Consider the following 17574-nt stretch of genomic DNA (forward strand, 5'->3'; position numbering starts at 1 on the left):
TAAAAACAAAAACAGCGAGCCGGTGCTCGCTGTTTTTGCTTAAATGAGTGTTAGACAGTAAATCTATTTAAGATTTGATCTTGTTTATGTACATCTTCTTGTTGCGCCTGCATCGCGTCGTTGGTTCGATTTGCTGATTCGGCGACTTGAGTCGATAGGTCTTTAATATTCACCGTATTGTTGTTGATCTCTTCAGCGACAAGGCTTTGCTCTTCCGCTGCTGAGGCAATTTGCAAGTTCATATCGGAAATACGCTGAATCGCGTCACGAATGCGTTGTAACGCACTATTTGCTAAACCCGCTTTTTCAACGGCCTCTATAGCACTACCTTTGCTTTGATGCATGGCATTTGCCACAGATGAAGCGCCAGATTGTAGTTGCTCAATCATAGTACGAATCTCTGTTGTCGACTCTTGAGTACGTTGTGCCAGTGTACGTACTTCATCTGCAACAACGGCGAAGCCTCGGCCAGATTCTCCCGCACGTGCAGCCTCGATTGCGGCATTCAACGCGAGTAAGTTTGTTTGGTCCGCAATATCGTTGATGACTTTTAGAATCGTTTCGATATTGGCGGTAGCAGATTCCAACACTTGTACTTCTTCGACTGCAAGGTCAATGCTATCGGAAAGCATGTTTATCGTTTGTGTCGATTCACCAACGATAGAAGACCCCTCAACCGTTGCTTGGTCGGCTTCTTTAGCTGCACTTGCCGCACCTTGCGCATTATTAGCAACCTCTGTCGCGGTGACAGACATCTCATGCATCGCGGTAGCAAGTTGTTCTAGCTCTTGCAGCTGAGTGTGAATTGCGCCTGCCGAGTCTTTTGCGCCCTCAGCGGTGATTTGAGTTCCGTTTAAAATTTGATCAGAAATACGTTTCGACTCAATGATTTGCTGTTGTAAGTTCTCCATGAACGTATTGAAGTTTGTGGCAAGCTCAGAAAACTCTTGGTCAGTATCTGTTTCGAGGCGTTGTGTAAGGTCGCCTTTCCCTGATGCTACATCTTTAATCGCATTGTTTAGCGTGTCCAAAGGACGCATGAGAGTGCGAATCAACAGAGTTAGGGCGATGATAGATGCAATCACGGCAATGATTGAATAAATAATAGCGTTGTTACGAAGCTCTCCTACGGCAGAATAGGCAACAGCTTCATCGATCACCGAACCTACGTACCAGTTCTCGCCAGGAATGTGAGTCAGGTTAACCATGTAGCGGTTGCCATCAATCTCAACATGTTGTGCTGATTGCGTAAGTTCGATTTGCGGGAGGTAGCTACCGACCTTCTCGCCGTTATACTTACTTTGAGGGTGAGCAATGGTTGTGCCATCAGCGGTGATCAGAAATAAGTAACCAGCATCAAACAGATTCACTTGGTTGACCAGATCAGAAAGGGTAGTTAATTCGAGGTCATAAAACATACCGGCTAAAAACTGGCCATTTTCTTTTACTGGCGTACCAACAGAGATGATAACGTTTTTCGAAGACGCATCGACGTACGGATCGGTTACGACCAAATCGCCTTTGCTCTTAGCTGCAATAAACCAAGGACGCTGACGTGGGTCGTAGTCTGGACCCGCATCCCAGCCGTCGTCATTTTCAATCACAAAGCCATTACTTTCATAACCAAAACCGATGGCAAGGAAGCTGCTTTTTGGCGTCGGTCTTTCAAGTATGTTTTGAACATAGCTATGTGAACTGGGATCAAGCTCAATCACTTCAGTAATGGAGCGAGCGAGATCCTTCTTTGCATTCATTTCTGATTGCACAGTGTTACCAACACTGGTCAATATCTCGTTTACACTTGAGTCGATTTGCTCCTGAGTTTGGGAGCGGATGGTCATAACTTGTTGTGTCGACAATAACGACACGGTAATTAGCAGCAAAAATGAAGAGGCTGTGACAACCTTATGTCTGAATTTCATGAGCTTTCCTCTGATTCTCCCGGTTGGTTCCACTTTGCTTTCGCCTCTTTTAAACCGAGCGAATTGGGCATAAAGAGAAACCTATTGTGTTTGGTTATATTTTTATCGACATCTTTGTCAAAAACATGAACTCATTTGTCGTCTTTTTTAACTAAATTTAAACAAACCGACAATTTACGTTAAAACTTGTGAGTGTGATCATGTTTGCGAGCTCGATTAATGAAATCGTCATAATGAAAAGAATTGCTTAACAAACAGTGGTATCAACTGGTTTTACAGGTGAGGTGATGAAAATTTTGTTGGTGCTGACAGGTGTTTTGTTTAAGTTTTGTCTTTGTAAATTATGAGCTTTTTACTAAAAGCCTAATGTGGACGGAGTTTTAGGTATAAAAAAGGCCCCGACGATGCGGAGCCTTTGTTAATTGACGTCTCGATTTTAGAAAATAAGATGAGCAACGCCAGCAATCACAGGTAACGTGATTAACGTACGTAAAATGAAAATTACGAAGAGCTCTACAATGTTTACTGGAATTTTGCTGCCTAACAGTAGGGCACCTACTTCCGACATGTAGATAAGCTGAGTTACTGACATTGCTGCAATAACAAAACGTGTCATTTCGTTATCGATTGAGGCCGCTAAAATTGCTGGAATAAACATATCTGCAAAGCCAACAACTATTGTCTGTGATGCTGCAACAGCTTCAGGGACTTGCAGTAGCTCTAGGTATGGGATAAACGGTTGACCCAGAATTGCAAATACAGGCGTGTATTCTGCAATCACCAATGCGACGGTACCAAGACCCATAACTACAGGTAGTACGCCAAATACCATGTCGACTGCGTTGTGTACGCCTTCTTTAAATACAGACTGAACCGATGTGACTTGACCAGCACGCTTAAGAGCTAGATCCATACCCCAAGAGAATGTGGTGTGGCCTTCTGGCACTGCATCTGCGTCTTTATCTGGGTTGCTGCCGTCAATGTAGCGATCTTTCTTCAGACTAAGCGGAGGCAGGCGAGGAATGATAATCGCAGCTACGATACCAGCTAGACAGATAGCGCCGTAGAAAGGCAAAAATAAGTGCTCTAGTTTTACCTGAGCGATAACAACTAAGCTAAACGTGATCGATACTGCTGAGAAAGTGGTCCCGACAACAGCCGCTTCACGCTGAGTATAGAACTTATTTTCGTATTGCTTGCTGGTTAGCAAGATACCAACACTTCCGTCGCCTAACCAAGATGCCATACAGTCAATTGCACTGCGGCCAGGTAGGTTGAATACCGGACGCATTATTTTACTGAGTAACGCACCAAATAGCTCCAGAAGACCGAAGTTCAAAAGAAGCGGAAGCAGTAAACCCGCGAAAATGAAAACGGCAAACAGAGTAGGTAGAAGACCAGTAAGAACAAGCCCGCCAGTGTTCTCTTCCCAAATTGCTTTTGGACCCACTTGGAAGAACGTCATTAACACGGCAGCGCCGCCGATTAAACGAACAACGAGCCAAAGTGGAGATGGGTTGAAGAGACCGTTTAAAAAACCATTACGTAAAATTGCAGCTGGCTTAAAAATTTTGCAAAGAACAGAAGCAACGGCCATGAAAGCGATGATACTGGTGACGATAGCAATCAAGGTATCGCCTAACACCGCTGGGATGACTTTTGCCATCACTGCAACGGGAATGGTTAGGCCGCCATCGTAAGAGATCGGAGCCATAAAGAGTAGAAGACCAATTAGGGAAGGGATGAAAAACATCCAAAAGTTGCCCTTAGGAGCTTCGGTAGCATTAGTGGTGTTATGCATAGTTGTCTCGTGTTACTACTAGTCAATACTTGCCATTTCCATGACATAAATATTCACTAAACATCCGTATTTAATCACAGTTTTGCGGAGGGTACCCGCAAACTGCATCCATTGCAATACTATTCATTAAATACATCTAGTTATTCAGCCGATTTGTCGGGTAATTGGTCAAATAACGTCTAAGTGTATGCGAATATGTTGCTTGTGTTAGAAAATTGTAGCACGAGGGGCGAATTGCGCAGTGAATTATGGGGCGCATTGTGACTGGAATAATAAAATGGTAAACAAATGTGATTTTGATCTGACTAACTTCTTAGCCAGAAATTCAGTTAGCCTTATCTATTCTAAGGTTTTTAGTGGTGTCAAAATACCGTTCAGCGTTTCTTGTACCGTTGCAGTGTGAACCTATTGAGCCAAATCCGATTGAAGCATGTCGCTTCAATCGGATCGAAATTTTATGCTTTTTGTTGACGGCTAAGTATGTATAGGTAACTCCAGTAAATCAGAGCCGTAGAAAAAGCCAATATTGCTGGGAAAACCAGCGTATATAAACCATATACCGTAAATAGAGCCGCTCCCGCGACGCCGCCAAACAAAAAGCCAAAGAAAATGAATAGGAATAATTTTGCTTTACGTCGGTCAAATTGACGACCTCTCAAGCTCTCTCCAATCATAATCCCTAGATCGGTGATGATTCCGGTCATATGTGTGGTTCTGACTACTGCGCCGCTAAACGTGGTGATCATTGCGTTTTGTAGTCCACATGCTGCTGATGCTAGATATTGGCCGTACAAATCCCCTTGTACCAAAAAGCCCAAGCTGAGTAAGAGCAAGCTCCCTTCTATGCACAGTGCAACACCATATCTTCGCCCTAGTTTTAACGCACTGCTTTCAATAAAAAAGCCGCTAAAGGCAGCACCAATCAAAAAGCTAAATACGATGAAGAGCAGGTGAATGGAGCTATCCACACCTGTTAGCAAGCTGTTCCCTAGCTGAGTTACGGTTCCCGAAAGATGAGTTATCGCTTGGTGTTGAAAGCCGAGAAGACCAACGGCGTTGACGCAGCCCGCGAGAAGAGCTAGTAGAAACGCGCCATATTCCACCCAACGAGGAAGTCTGGAAATCACAATAAACCCCCACCAAATATTAGGAGCCGATTATAACGCTCACACCGAGTTACGAAACCCTTTACAGTAAAACTCGATTGATCATTCTCAAAAAAATCTCACTTATAGGGTGTTTGTCCGAGCCAAAGTAAATATGTGAACGTGGATTGCCCGCTAGCAGATGTGTTCCGTTGTGCATTCGAAACTCACCCACCCGTGTTTCATTTGTTCATAGACTGAAACGGTAGGTTGGTGGAACTCTTTATCGGTAAATAGACCGACAGGAATGATCATGATTTCTGGGTATGCAGCAACGAACAACCTCATTGTCGTGCCGCAGGATGGACAAAAGTCATACTGAACCTCACTGCCATCATCGCCAATTCGGGTATAGCTAGTGACTTCACCGTTTAAAGTGACGTGCTCTTTTTCAAAGCGAGCTTGTACCCCAAAAACACTGCCAGTTCGTTTTTGGCATTCGAAGCAATGGCAGACAGACGTGTGGGTGGGCTCTCCCTTACAACGGATCTCAACTAAACCGCAGGCGCACTCGCATGTATGAATGGTTTTTGTCATCGTGATTACCTATTTGTCCCAATACACCAATAGACCTAGAGCACAGAGCTTGTGTCACTAGCTCGTTATGAGCTCTGGACTTGAAACTATTTGGATACAATCAGTTTAGTTTAATTTTGAAACACTTGAAGAGGTGAAATCATTTGGGTATACAATGGTATACTCGCTTTTTCGTTTATACCTTGAAACAAGGAAGCTTTCATGACTCACAAAAAAATCCTGCCGATACCACTTATTCTACTTATTCCAATCGTTTTATTAGTTGTGGTTGTGATCGCAGGTGTTTATCGTTTTAGTTTGTCTGATGACGAGATCATGGCTAAGTTTCCTCAAACAAAAGTAGAAACGAACGTTATTGTGCAAGAGACGCTTGGTATCACTGCACGTAATCCTTGGACGATACAAGTCCCCGAGCAGGGTGCGGTCACTTTTCTTGATGAGTGGGATAAAGAAAACGGCTATTTGATAGGTGACTATGATGCAGGTGCGACGAAAGGTCAGGTACTTGTTCCAACTGCGTCGATTAGTCAGCGTGAGATTGAAGGTGTTTCATGGGTTGTTGCACCGATGATTGTAACGACACAAGGTAGCGGTTCGTTTAACTATGTTGGCTTGTTCAAGTTTGACCCCGTGCCGAGCCGAGTTGTCCTTTTAGACAGTATTTTTGTTGGTGACCGCGTGAAATTTACTCAGCTCGAATGGAAAAGTGATACAACTATCACGCTTTCATATTTAGCGCACGGTGACGATCAAGCAATGGCAGACAAGCCAAATCAATTCAATTCATCCACATTACAGCGTGTAGGGAATAACTTACATATGCAACAGTGATGAATTTTTTTTGAGTTCTGTAAAAATTCAGTATTTTCTGCGCTAGATCTCGAAATTTCCTAGTGATTTCTTATTCGGGAATGCATAAGCTATGAGCCTTGTTTGAAAGGAGATAGTAATTCCCGTGTCTACAAATGAAATTACAAGACGGTTGCCGAATCTGACAAGTCGTAGAGCGCTGCTGTTATACTCCTTGCCAGTTTTAGTTGCGATTGGTGTTTCTCACTCTCTCAAAGAGTCATCTTTAACCAAAACCATCGCATTGAACCTACCTGAATCTCAGGTCGTTGAAAAAATTCTTGATGCGACAACTGCCGAAGTTGTCACTCCCCCGAACTTCGAATATCAAATCCAAGCAGGTGACAACCTAAGCACTATTTTTAGTCAGCTCGGTTTCGGTTACAGCTCGTTAATGAAAGTAATGGAAACGGATTTGAACTACTTGGCACTTGATACACTTAAGCCGGGCAATACGCTCCGTTTCTGGCGTGATGATGCGACAGGCGAGTTAGCGAAAATGGAACTGCAATTTTCTATTGCAGATAAAGTGGTCTACAAGCTGAATAGTGATGGTAGCTATGACTTTACTGATATTTCCATTCCTGGCGTGTGGAGCCAAGAACCTTTAGTTGGCGTTATTCAAGGCAGTTTTTCTTCTTCTGCGAGTCGTTTAGGTTTAACGTCGGCGGAAGTGAGTCAAGTCGTAAGCTTACTCAAAGAACAACTTAACTTTGGACGTGATCTTCGTGCAGGTGATCGATTTGAAGTTGTTCGTCGCTCACAAAGCATCAATGGTGTACCAACAGGTAAGAACGAAATTGAGGCGATTAAGATTTATAATCGCGGCCGCGAGATCACCGCTTACCTTCATACTGATGGTCAATTCTACAATGCCAAAGGTGAAAGCTTACAGCGCGCATTCCAGCGTTACCCTGTAAGTAGCCGTTGGCGTATCAGTTCTGGCTTTAATCCTAATCGTTTACATCCAGTAACGGGGCGTGTTGCGCCGCACAACGGCACTGACTTTGCTGTACCAACCGGTACACCAGTCGTTTCTACTGGTGATGGTACAGTGATCATGACTCGTAAACACCCTTATGCGGGTAACTACGTGGTTGTTGAGCACGGCAGCAAATACAAAACCCGTTACTTACACCTAAGTAAGATTTTGGTGAAGAAAGGGCAAAAGGTTTCTCGAGGCCAGCGTATCGGTCTTTCTGGTAAAACAGGTCGAGTGACTGGGCCACACCTTCACTATGAGTTGATTGAATACGGCCGTCCAGTTAACGCTATGCGAGCAAATATCCCAATGGCGAGTTCTGTTCCTAAGAAAGAGATGGCTACTTTTGTCGCGAACAGAGATGAAATGGATAGACTATTACGCGATAAAGAGAAAGCAGTGCTGTAATAAAGTACTTCGCTCAAAAAACAAAAAGAGACTAAGCATAGCTTGGTCTCTTTTACTTTGTGCATTAACTAGATTTGAATTCTATGACAGCAGTCTGTTCAGTACGTTAGGCACTCCGCACTTCACGTTCATTTATCAGGTGTACGATTTCTTCAACACTGTGTGGACGAGAGTAAAAATAACCTTGGATGTAGTGGCAGCCCATTTCAATTAACTTTTGTAGTGCTCTATCGTCTTCTACGCCTTCGGCAATCAAATCCACATCAAGCAGCTCTGCCAATTGCGCTATCAAAAACACTACTTGTTCAGAGGTTGTATTTGAGAGCACGTTCTGCACAAAGGTAGCATCGATTTTGATGCTATCAATCGGATAATTGTGTATATAGTTCAAGCTTGAGTATCCCGTACCAAAATCATCCAGTGCGACTTTAAAACCCAAGTATCGCAACGAGTTAAGTACCATCTGTTCACGGCCACTTTGTGAGAGTAAGACGGTCTCGGTGAGCTCTATAACAAAGTCTTTTGCTTCGTGCTGATACTTTTCAACCATGTTGGTTAAGTGATTAATATAACGGTTGGAATCAACCAGCTCATACGCTGAGCAATTGATGGAGAGTTTGACTTTATAGCCTAGGTTCGCTTCGAGTTCTTGCTTTGCGATACACGCGAGTTCAATAATCCGTTCACCTAACTCGATAATCAGGCCTGATTGCTCGGCAGCTTCAATGAACTCCGCTGGAGAGATATTTCCATAGATATTGCTATTCCAACGAGTCAAAATTTCAAAGTAATTCCAGCGGTCGCTCGTGATATCGACGATCGGTTGAACCACTACATATAACTCATCGCTGTCTTGTATATCAGTACTTAGCTGGATTCGCATTGCCTCAATAAGCTGCGTCCTACGGTGGTATAACGCACTAAGGTGTGTGTCGTAATGCTGAATCCGTGTATCGCGGTGTTTTTTACAATCTTTGAGAGCGAGACTGGCATTCAAAATCAGCTCATCGCTGTTCAACATATGTACTGGGGCACGTGCAATACCAATACTAACGGTGAAAGAAATCCGGTTAGATTTGTCGCTGTAGCCGCTTTCAATTTTGTCGAGTACTTCCTGACACACGGCGACAGGATCTTCGTCGTACGTGATGAAGGCGAATTCATCTCCTGCAACACGGAACGCATTGTTTGGCGACGACAAGCTCTGTTGAATGGCGTTAGCTGTGAACTTAATGATTTGGTCGCCGATATAGTTTCCGTTGATATCATTGATCGATTTGAAATTATCGATATCAAGATACGCCAAACTGAATGGGCGAGTCGCCTGCTGCGTTAATGTCTCCAAGGTATCAGCTAAACAGCTACGGTTGAGCAGTCCAGTTAGGTTATCATGCGATACCTCATAGCTAAGCTGATTAAGAAGCTTATCTGAACGTTCACTGACCCACTTTTCACGTAAGCTATGAATAATGACATTGGCATAAAATCGGTGGAAGTCGAGGATATCTTGCGCTTCTTTCGCGTGGATGCTTCGGGTAAAGGTAGACAGTAAAATTCCCAGAACTTCGCCATTTTGTGTCTTCAATGGCAGGCCAATGTAAGCTTGAATGCCATCTTCTTGAAACATCTGATCTTCAGGAAAACGCTTGTATACCTGGTCTTGATAGAAAATATGTTCGCCAATGTCTTTCGCCACTTTTTCACAGGGGGTGCCTGAAAGGTGGTAGCTTAGGTTGTCTGTAATTTTTCCATTGCTGGCGAAGGAGATGGTATGAGCCGAATGCTGAAGATGCGCAACTTCTACAACGCAAGTGCAATGGCTCTGCAAGTGTTGATGAATATCTAGCGTGACTCGGTTTAGCTGAGCCGTGCCGTTTAGCTTCAATATCTCATCAATTTTGTGGAAACTGATTTGTACCTGACCCATTGAGCATTTCACCTAGCGTTGTTATTAACATATCGTGTAAGACACGACGAATTATTATTTGATATGCATCAAATAAACTATCGGTTACTAAGGCAGATTTTTCAAATTTTGTGAACGAACAAATCATTATTTTCATGTTTTTATGCTTGAACCTTTTAAAGCTATAACGATAAAAACGCTAAGCTAGGCGCGCTTCTCCTCTTCCAATCGTGATTTGAGATAATCGAGGAATAGCTTAGTTCGGGTATGCTGATAATCCAGCTTTGGATAGTAGGCATATACAGTGGCTTTATCCGCTGTGATATCGGGCAGGATAGGGACTAACGCGCCGGATTTGAGATCATCTTTGATCATGACGTTGTTCGTCATCAAAATACCCATGCCTCTTTTGGCACCATGAAACAGCGCTTCTGGGTTGGTCGTGGCAAAGTTACCGGACAAGCTGATACGTTTGCCTCGATTTGTTTTGATTTCTCGTGAGGGTTTTTCTCCCCAAATCAGGACATTATGCTCTGTCAGATCCTCAACGCATTGTGGTGTGCCATATTTCTTTAGATAACTAGGCGCGGCGTAAAACTGGGCTTTATGTTCGAAAAGTGCAGTAGCTTTGAAACTTAGAGAGTTCAGTTGCTCTAATTCCCGGCTAATAAACAGGTCTAAGCTTAGCTCTGGCAATTGGCCTGGTAGCGTTGTTGTTAATTGAAGTGTGATGTCTGGATATTTATCAAGAAAATCATCAAGATAATGAACTAGAAATTTAGAACCAACGGCCAGCGTTGCCCCAATTTTTAATAGCCCCGCTGGTGATTGGTTGACTGAGCGAGTTTCATCTAATACCGATTGCCATGAATCAAGCTGACTTTTTGCTCGTTGATAAAACAGCGCACCAGCTTCAGTTTGGCTAATTGAGCGGGTCGTACGTTTGAGTAGTTGAACGCCAATTTTATCTTCTAGCCATTGAACTCGCTTACTGATAGCTGAGCTGGTGGTATTGAGTTTCCGCGCTGCTGCATTAAAGCTACCTTCTTCGACCACACGAATATAACTCTTCACGCTCTGAATCCAGTCCATTGTATCTCCTTGGGAATTAATTCCTTTCCAACTTAGCTGATTATCATCTTTGAGTATCAAATATACACTGTTTGCCATCAATCTGTCACAAAGTAGGAGGAACGTTTGCGTAAAACACCATTGTTATTAGCGATGATGATCATTGCCACAGGCCAAGTTGGCGTTAGTATTTATCTTCCTTCTTTGCCGTTGATTGGTCATGACTTGAATTTGCCGCAACATTCGATTCAGAATCTCGTCACGCTATTTCTCGTTGGCTTCGGTATCTCTCAGCTTTTTTACGGCCCATTGTCTGATGCGATTGGTCGTCGGCCGGTGTTTATTCTGGGGCAAAGTGTATATCTAGTTGGTACGGTTATTTGCATCGCGTTTTCGGACAACATTGTTGCCCTTGAAGCGGGACGGTTACTGCAAGGCCTAGGAGCGGGCAGCGCTTCGGTACTTGGTCGGTCAGTACTGCGTGATAGTTATGACGGTATGCAATTAACCAAAGCGCTATCTTATATTTCAGTCACGGCATCTGTGATGCCAATTATTGCTCCGCTGTTTGGTGGCTGGATTGCTTTTCACCTGAGTTGGCATGCTGTCTTCGTGTTTGTACTGATTTACTTAATGGCAATTTTTACACTTGGTTTATTGGTGCTGCCAGAAACGCTGCCTTATCCGAAGAGAAAATTTAAAGTAGGCGAAGTAAGCGCGAACTATTTGCGTCTGTTAACGAATACACAAGTGATTGGTAGTGCGAGCTACAACTGGCTTAGTTATTTATCGGCTCTGGTTACTCTCTCCTTGTATCCATTTTTAATGCAACAAGAGTTAGGATTAACGGCGGCAGATTACGGCTCTTTGATGATCATACCATCAGTTGGTTTGCTGACGGGTAGCTTAGTGCTGAACTTGATCAATGCTCGTTACAAAGCTCAGCAAATCTTGCTGATGAGTTTCGCGATTGTTGCTGTTGCAGGCTTCATGTTGTTGGTTATCCCCTTCAGTGTATTTTCATTGCTGACGGCATTCACGTGTTTAAGTTTTGCTCAAGGAATGTCATTCCCGGTATCGATCAGTTTGCTACTTTCACCACATAAGCAACAGGCAGGCGCGGTTTCTGCGCTATCTGGTTCTATTCAAATGTGTTTAGCAGGTTTGTTTGGTGGGTACTTAGTAGACTCATGGGTTACGAATCAGCAGCAGCTTGGGGTGTTTTATTTGTTTATTGCGTTACTTTCTTGCTTTGTTCTTGTACTAAGCCAATTTCGTAAAGTGCCAGAAGGGACGGTTCAAGCAGAAACTTCCATCTGAATATACTTGCAACCAGAAGGTCGGCTTTCTAAAATGCGCAGCTAAATTAAGTCTGGCCTGTTGTGTATACTGAATGACTTGGTTTGAAAGGAAGAGGGCGAACCTTGATACTTCTCTCAAGCTTGGAATACATTTCTGCCCAATGGCTATCCGATCTCTAATCGTTAGGTGAAAGAATGCAACAAAACGAATTTGAAACACTGGTAAAAGAAATTACTCAGCAAGAAAGCATGCCAAAGGCACTTGAAATCTTGAAGGCGTGTGAGGAAGAAGAAGTTGCACAAGCGGCGCAATCCCTAACGGGTCAGTTTGGCCTTGCAGAAGTTGATGGTGAGAAACGTATTTACCATATTACCACTCAAGAAGATGAGTCCGGAGAAGAGCAAGAATACGTAGAGCACGTCATGAATGAAGGCGATCACTTGATCAAGTTTGCTGCGTGGTTCTTTGAAACATTCTTTGAAATCAAACAGAAAGATACGTACGTCGCAGCGGGTAAAACATACCAACAACCTAAGCGATAGACGCTCATTTCAAGAAATCCACGAAAATCAAACTGAAAGTTAATTACAAAATAAATGTGACTGGAGTCTTGTTTTTATCTAATTGTGGTGTAAAATTACAACATAGTTAAGTCAATACATTCAGGAGAAGGTCATGGGTAACGAACTTGGTGGTGCTTATATTGGCCAGATGATTGCAAAAGACGCGATGCACAAAGCGCTTTACGGTAAAGCGAAGAAGAAAAAAGCTTCTGTTTTTGCTCGTGTTATTAAAAAACTGGCGAAATAATTTAAAAAGCCCTGATTGAAAAATCAGGGCTTTTTGCTTTTCTCTGTTTTGTTGTTAGTAAGTAGCCAACATATTGCACAACATTGGCAAAACGCTACTCAAAGACTGATGACATTTAAATCTAGAATTACGCGGATTGGCTTGGTATCTCCACAACATTGTTAGGCACTTTATCTAGCCCCTTTGCTGATAACCACTTTTCTAAATCGTCAGCGCCTCCAATATATTTTCCATCTAACCAGATTTGCGGCACTGTTACCGGTGTTTTTTCGCCAATGATGGCTTTTACTTCAGGAATCATGCGGTATAAGGCGGCGCTGTCTTTAACTACATCATGGTACTCATACTGAACGCCAGCCTCGTCAAGTAATTGTTTGGCTTTGACACAGTAAGGGCAAGTTGCTTTACCATAAACAATGTTGCCTTTTAGCTCATCGCGTTTTACCCACTCAGCAATAACAGACTGTACAAGCACACCCCGATTCAATGCTTCTCCTTGACTGATAACTTTCCCTTCGACAAGAAGAATGGGTGCATGCCAAGCACCAGCTTTTAATGGTTCCCACCAGTGCGATAACCAATCTTTTACTTCAAGTTCAACGGGCACATCGGCTAGTTCGTTTTCAAAAGTATCCTTTAAAATATCCTTGGTTAATGTACATTCACCACAAGGAATATTGACTTTGAATGGGCCCCAACTACCAGCCCAGCGATACAGTGTAATTTTGATTGGTTGACTCATATGGGTTCCTCATTTCCTTTCCTGAAAATATAGAACTTTTAAATTAGATTTTTCTTTCAACTAACTTTGTCTTTTTCGCTTCCCAATGCGTAATAAACGCAATAGATGCAATAATAATCGCAGCACCTAACCATAAACGACCAGGTGGCACCCAACCAAACACCAACCAACCAGCAACAACATTCAAAGGCAGTTTGGCGTGATCAAATGGTTGCACAAATGAGGCGTCTGCTACTGCATATGCTTTAACGATAGCCCACTGAGCGAGTGCTGTAAGTGCACCTGCGGCTAAAAGCACACCCCATATCGTCCACGTATCTGGCATAGTAAACGTCGGTATCGCTAACAAGATATTAAATGGCGTTATCAGCAGTAACAAATAGACGACCATGGTTGAAGGCGGATCGTTTACCGACATTTTTTTAACCATTAATGAATACGCTGCCCAGAAAAATGCGGCGCCAACAGGGAGCAGGGTCGCCCATGTAAATGAGTCTGCCCAAGGCTCAAGAATGATCATGGCACCAACAAACCCCGTCAACGTAGCGAGCCAGCGTGCAGTACCTACTTTCTCTTTGAGTAACAAGCCAGAACCAACTGTGGCAAATAACGGAGAGGTCATGAGAAGTGCAATGCCTTGCCAAATTGGAACTGGGTAAGCGAGAGCCCATAACCAAAGTTGAATCCCGATAACAGAGAGAAAAATGCGGAATGCATGCCAGCCAAAGTGTTGGGTTCTTAAAGAACGCCTAATCCCAAGTGTACGTAGGTAGGGCAGAATAACAAACAAGGCGATTGCATATTGGAATAACGCAAATGTGGTGGAAGAGACACCAAAGTTGATGCTAGCAATTTGGGCGAAGCTGTTCACTATGGCGAATGCCAAGCCAGCTGTTAGCATCCAGGACGCACCTTGAACAGGATGATGATTCAATTGAAAAATTCCAGTTTGATAGAGGTGGCGGGATCATACGTCCTATTGTTTTTCGCGCCAATAAAAAAATGCCTCCCAGAGGGAGGCGACATTACCAATTCAAAGGACGTGCCTGTTATAACAGGTACAAAGAACGAGAAGCACAAACGCTGCCATGCATTTGCATAAATAATATTGCAGAACACGTGCCAACTTTTATATATTTGATTTTAAATGGTTTTTTGGTTTTTCTATGTTGTCGATTAGATGAAATGCACTAACTTAGTGATCAATCGCATTAAAAGAGGGCAGAAGTAGGCGTCGTTACGGTCGTTTTTCATTGCTGAGCGATGCTTGGATAGTGTGAAAACTTATCGAGTTGTGTTGGGGTACATAAAAAATGGCCAGCAAAGGTGCTGGCCAAGTGGACTCGCTCTTAGGACAAGAGTGAATTAGAAATCGTAACGTACGCCTAGGCGTAGTGTGTCTTCACCTTGAACCACTTTCACTTTACCATCTACTACATCCTTCTTTTCATCGAGTTGGTTGATGTAGTAAGACAGGTAAGTACGGAAGTTGCTGTTTAGTTTGTAGTAACCAACAAGCTCGATACCTTCAACAGTGTCGTACTTTGAACCGTTGTCTGGATCATTCTCTTGAGCTGTGTATAGAGCTGCAAGTGTCACTTTGCTTGCTACTTTGTAGCTTGCGACTAGCTCGTAAGCCGTAAAGTCTTCAGAGTCAGTCAGGGAACCTTGAGAATAAGTACCTGCTAGGTAAAGGTTGTCCATCGAGTAAGCGATACCACCTAGAATTTGATCTTCAGAGTTATCTTTATCTACATCGCCACCAGAGTATGCAAGACCAAAGTCGAGGCCCATTGGTAGTGAGTACATTCCAGAGATGCCGTATTTATCTTCGTTATCGCTAGAGTTTGCTTGGTAGGTTGCTTGAAGTTGTAGTGCATCAAACGCACCACGGTATGCGAAAACGCTGTCTTGCTTATCAGAAGACGAATCAATAACTTGCTGAACACCAGAGAATTCAGTGATATCCGTCATGTCAGAGATGATGACTGCAGCCATGTCTTGACGACCTACAGAGAAAGCACCGATATCAGAGTCGACGCCTGCATACATGTAGCGGTTTTTGAATTCACTCTTGCCCGTTTTTTGTTCGGCTTCGTAAACACCGAAAGCAGAAAGGCCGTTGCCGATGTCTGTTTTACCTTTTAGGTTAAGACGAGCACGGCTTTTATCTTCCATGGAACCTTCAACTTCAGCACCGTCTGAACCGATGAAGTCACCACGAAACTCAACGCGGCCGCCAACTTTTAATTCAGTACCGTCGTTTTTGTATACAGTTGCTGCGAATGATGGTGCTGATACCAATGCTGTAAGAATTGCAGTAGTTAGTGCTGCCTTTTTCATTTTCTTATTACCCTAGTTGTAATCGATGGGCTTTCTTGCCCGATGTGTTGATGACGCTAAGGTAAAGGCTGAAAATGAAAGATAGATTTCTGTTAAGTTATGATTTGATTGCACTTTTATTGCTGGCGAGAATAAGTGCCCCTTCTCATACCACTTATAAAAAGAAAGGTTTATCTTTTTTGAGGTTTTTTCCTCTCCGTTGAAGACTGTGTTTTTTTCAAAAAGTTCCTGAATTGTTTCTTGACCCTAAATGTAAGTAAACATTTCAATTTGGCAGGGAAGTTTGGCCTAAAAATAGCGAATCATCAGCTATTTGTGAGCTAACTCTCTCTAAAGCATTTCTTATTGTAAGGTTTTTATTTCTCGATTTCTTGAAGGCTAAGTAAACGATTGCTTTTTAGGTTTTGTCTGAGATCTTTTCACTCGGTTGTCAGGAACTAATCAAATAAAGTGTCGGCAGTTGTTACACAAAGGTAAAACTAATCTGGTGGAAACGATGCCTCGGATAGCCTTTGTATTCCTCTCTTTGTTCATCATTTCGTTTTTACGAAAGTGAACCAAAGCCGGGTCTAAAACTGACTAACCAACTAATAAGTAATGGATTTAGAAATGAATAAAAAATTATTAGCAGCGGCAATCGCGGCAGCAACCTTCGGTACTCAAGCAGTTGCAGTGGAACTATATAATAACGATGGCACAACATTTTCGATGGGCGGCCACGTTTCTGTTAATTTAAATGGATCAGAGCAAGGTGACACGGATGTGGGTACTAACTCTCCTCGTATCAATATCTCTGCGACACAGGATTTGGGTAATGGCTTCACCGCAGACGCACGTGGTGAATGGGCGCTAAACTACTTAGACGGTGGTGAAGAGTCGTTTAAAACTCGTCTAGGTTACTTAGGTATAACACATGAGGTTTATGGTCGTGCAGTAGGTGGTACGCAATGGTCACCTTACTACGATGTCGCAGGTATTGCAGATATGCCAATCGCGTTTGCAAACGACTTCATCTATGACGATCATGGAAACCTTGGCACTGGCCGTGCGGATAAAATGCTTTCTTACCGTAATGCCATCGAGCTGGGTGAAGCGGGTGTGATCAACTTTGGTCTTGGTTGGCAGGGTGCAAACGATGATTACACGCGCAACGATGCTGGAGTTATAACTGGCGGTGCTAAATACGATGACCGTGTGCAAGCTGCGCTTTCTTACTCAATCATGGGCGCTAAAATCGGTTACTCTTACAATGGCGGCGATTTCCAGCACCCTGCATATGCAGGTAAGCACACGGCGGAATCACACGTTGTATCAGCATCTTACGGTGCGTACGGCCAAGGCCTATTCCTTGCTGCAGTTTATGGTTCAAACGAAAACATGAACTTCAGTGCAAAAGGTGACCGTTTAGAAGAAAGTGATGCGTACGAGGCGATCATCGCATACGCTCTGGCGAACAGCCTAAACTTGAGTGTTAACTATGAAATGGTGGAAGGTAAAGAGTTTAAGAACTCTAAAACAGAAACTGCTCGTGAAGAAATGGCACTACAAGCAGAATACAACTTCACGCCTAAATTTGTTGGTTACGCGGGTTACCAATTTGACCTAAATGACGACAATGGTCGTGAAACTGATGACAAATGGGCGTTAGGTGCTCGTTACTACCTATAATAGGGTTTAGCGAGAACTATTATTCAAGCTCATTGATCTAAAGCCAGCCTCGTGCTGGCTTTTTTGTCTATTTGTTTTACAAATACTT

At 43.2% G+C, this 17574-nt stretch carries 15 protein-coding genes; 6 read left to right on the forward strand and 9 right to left on the reverse strand.

Features of this window, described 5'->3' with window-relative positions:
- Positions 1-50: 50 nt before the first annotated feature.
- The 4 genes from R8O10_RS11290 to R8O10_RS11305 form a co-directional block, all read right to left on the reverse strand.
- Positions 51-1922: a methyl-accepting chemotaxis protein gene (locus R8O10_RS11290; RefSeq protein ID WP_025768473.1), complete on the reverse strand. Its 1872-nt coding sequence runs from the start codon at positions 1920-1922 to the stop codon at positions 51-53.
- Between the two features lie 436 nt (positions 1923-2358).
- Positions 2359-3723: a YjiH family protein gene (locus R8O10_RS11295; protein ID WP_017635848.1), complete on the reverse strand. Its 1365-nt coding sequence runs from the start codon at positions 3721-3723 to the stop codon at positions 2359-2361.
- Between the two features lie 455 nt (positions 3724-4178).
- Entirely contained in the window at positions 4179-4850 is a 672-nt protein-coding gene (locus R8O10_RS11300; RefSeq protein WP_005375484.1) for a YoaK family protein, read from the reverse strand.
- Positions 4851-5003: 153 nt separating this feature from the next.
- A complete protein-coding gene (locus R8O10_RS11305) occupies positions 5004-5405 on the reverse strand; it encodes a GFA family protein (RefSeq protein ID WP_025768472.1) in 402 nt (133 codons plus the stop codon).
- A 201-nt stretch (positions 5406-5606) separates the two neighbouring features.
- Here R8O10_RS11305 and R8O10_RS11310 point away from each other — a divergent pair, with 201 nt between their 5' ends.
- Positions 5607-6236, forward strand: a complete 630-nt coding sequence (locus R8O10_RS11310) for a hypothetical protein (protein ID WP_318191407.1) — start codon at positions 5607-5609, stop codon at positions 6234-6236.
- A 124-nt stretch (positions 6237-6360) separates the two neighbouring features.
- Positions 6361-7644, forward strand: coding sequence for a peptidoglycan DD-metalloendopeptidase family protein (locus R8O10_RS11315; protein WP_025768471.1), 1284 nt, complete (start codon positions 6361-6363; stop codon positions 7642-7644).
- 106 nt (positions 7645-7750) lie between these two features.
- On the opposite strand, the gene R8O10_RS11320 is transcribed toward R8O10_RS11315, so the two are convergent.
- Positions 7751-9571 carry a putative bifunctional diguanylate cyclase/phosphodiesterase gene (locus tag R8O10_RS11320; RefSeq protein WP_318191408.1) on the reverse strand — a complete coding sequence of 607 codons (1821 nt, stop codon included), beginning with the start codon at positions 9569-9571 and terminating at the stop codon, positions 7751-7753.
- A 183-nt stretch (positions 9572-9754) separates the two neighbouring features.
- Positions 9755-10642: a LysR family transcriptional regulator gene (locus tag R8O10_RS11325; RefSeq protein WP_025768470.1), complete on the reverse strand. Its 888-nt coding sequence runs from the start codon at positions 10640-10642 to the stop codon at positions 9755-9757.
- 105 nt (positions 10643-10747) lie between these two features.
- Here R8O10_RS11325 and R8O10_RS11330 point away from each other — a divergent pair, with 105 nt between their 5' ends.
- The 3 genes from R8O10_RS11330 (at position 10748) to R8O10_RS11340 (ending at position 12733) form a co-directional block, all read left to right on the forward strand.
- Positions 10748-11941: a multidrug effflux MFS transporter gene (locus R8O10_RS11330; RefSeq protein ID WP_318191409.1), complete on the forward strand. Its 1194-nt coding sequence runs from the start codon at positions 10748-10750 to the stop codon at positions 11939-11941.
- A gap of 176 nt (positions 11942-12117) precedes the next feature.
- Positions 12118-12465 (forward strand): hypothetical protein, encoded by a 348-nt coding sequence (locus R8O10_RS11335; protein WP_005375501.1) that lies wholly within the window; start codon positions 12118-12120, stop codon positions 12463-12465.
- A 133-nt stretch (positions 12466-12598) separates the two neighbouring features.
- Positions 12599-12733: a hypothetical protein gene (locus R8O10_RS11340; protein ID WP_017635854.1), complete on the forward strand. Its 135-nt coding sequence runs from the start codon at positions 12599-12601 to the stop codon at positions 12731-12733.
- 127 nt (positions 12734-12860) lie between these two features.
- Here R8O10_RS11340 and R8O10_RS11345 read toward each other — a convergent pair whose 3' ends face one another.
- The 3 genes from R8O10_RS11345 to R8O10_RS11355 all read right to left on the reverse strand — a co-directional run bounded on the left by R8O10_RS11345 (position 12861) and on the right by R8O10_RS11355 (position 15818).
- A complete protein-coding gene (locus R8O10_RS11345) occupies positions 12861-13475 on the reverse strand; it encodes a glutaredoxin domain-containing protein (RefSeq protein WP_005385185.1) in 615 nt (204 codons plus the stop codon).
- A gap of 43 nt (positions 13476-13518) precedes the next feature.
- The gene (locus R8O10_RS11350) at positions 13519-14376 is read right to left on the reverse strand and encodes a DMT family transporter (RefSeq protein WP_005375542.1); all 858 of its coding nucleotides are present in this window, start codon (positions 14374-14376) and stop codon (positions 13519-13521) included.
- Positions 14377-14840: 464 nt separating this feature from the next.
- Positions 14841-15818, reverse strand: a complete 978-nt coding sequence (locus R8O10_RS11355) for a porin (RefSeq protein WP_318191410.1) — start codon at positions 15816-15818, stop codon at positions 14841-14843.
- A gap of 609 nt (positions 15819-16427) precedes the next feature.
- Here R8O10_RS11355 and R8O10_RS11360 point away from each other — a divergent pair.
- Positions 16428-17486, forward strand: coding sequence for a porin (locus R8O10_RS11360; RefSeq protein WP_017821605.1), 1059 nt, complete (start codon positions 16428-16430; stop codon positions 17484-17486).
- The last annotated feature ends 88 nt before the right edge of the window (positions 17487-17574 follow it).

Origin of the sequence: Vibrio sp. 1727 (assembly GCF_033344415.1) — a bacterium.
GTDB lineage: Bacteria > Pseudomonadota > Gammaproteobacteria > Enterobacterales > Vibrionaceae > Vibrio > Vibrio alginolyticus.

Coding starts and splice junctions, on each gene's coding strand:
- R8O10_RS11355 (WP_318191410.1), bottom strand. CDS start 15,818: ATGAAAAAGGCAGCACTAACTACTGCAATTCTTACAGCATTGGTATCA.
- R8O10_RS11325 (WP_025768470.1), bottom strand. CDS start 10,642: ATGGACTGGATTCAGAGCGTGAAGAGTTATATTCGTGTGGTCGAAGAA.
- R8O10_RS11345 (WP_005385185.1), bottom strand. CDS start 13,475: ATGAGTCAACCAATCAAAATTACACTGTATCGCTGGGCTGGTAGTTGG.
- R8O10_RS11340 (WP_017635854.1), top strand. CDS start 12,599: ATGGGTAACGAACTTGGTGGTGCTTATATTGGCCAGATGATTGCAAAA.
- R8O10_RS11335 (WP_005375501.1), top strand. CDS start 12,118: ATGCAACAAAACGAATTTGAAACACTGGTAAAAGAAATTACTCAGCAA.
- R8O10_RS11320 (WP_318191408.1), bottom strand. CDS start 9,571: ATGGGTCAGGTACAAATCAGTTTCCACAAAATTGATGAGATATTGAAG.
- R8O10_RS11350 (WP_005375542.1), bottom strand. CDS start 14,376: ATGCTAACAGCTGGCTTGGCATTCGCCATAGTGAACAGCTTCGCCCAA.
- R8O10_RS11290 (WP_025768473.1), bottom strand. CDS start 1,922: ATGAAATTCAGACATAAGGTTGTCACAGCCTCTTCATTTTTGCTGCTA.
- R8O10_RS11310 (WP_318191407.1), top strand. CDS start 5,607: ATGACTCACAAAAAAATCCTGCCGATACCACTTATTCTACTTATTCCA.
- R8O10_RS11295 (WP_017635848.1), bottom strand. CDS start 3,723: ATGCATAACACCACTAATGCTACCGAAGCTCCTAAGGGCAACTTTTGG.
- R8O10_RS11360 (WP_017821605.1), top strand. CDS start 16,428: ATGAATAAAAAATTATTAGCAGCGGCAATCGCGGCAGCAACCTTCGGT.
- R8O10_RS11305 (WP_025768472.1), bottom strand. CDS start 5,405: ATGACAAAAACCATTCATACATGCGAGTGCGCCTGCGGTTTAGTTGAG.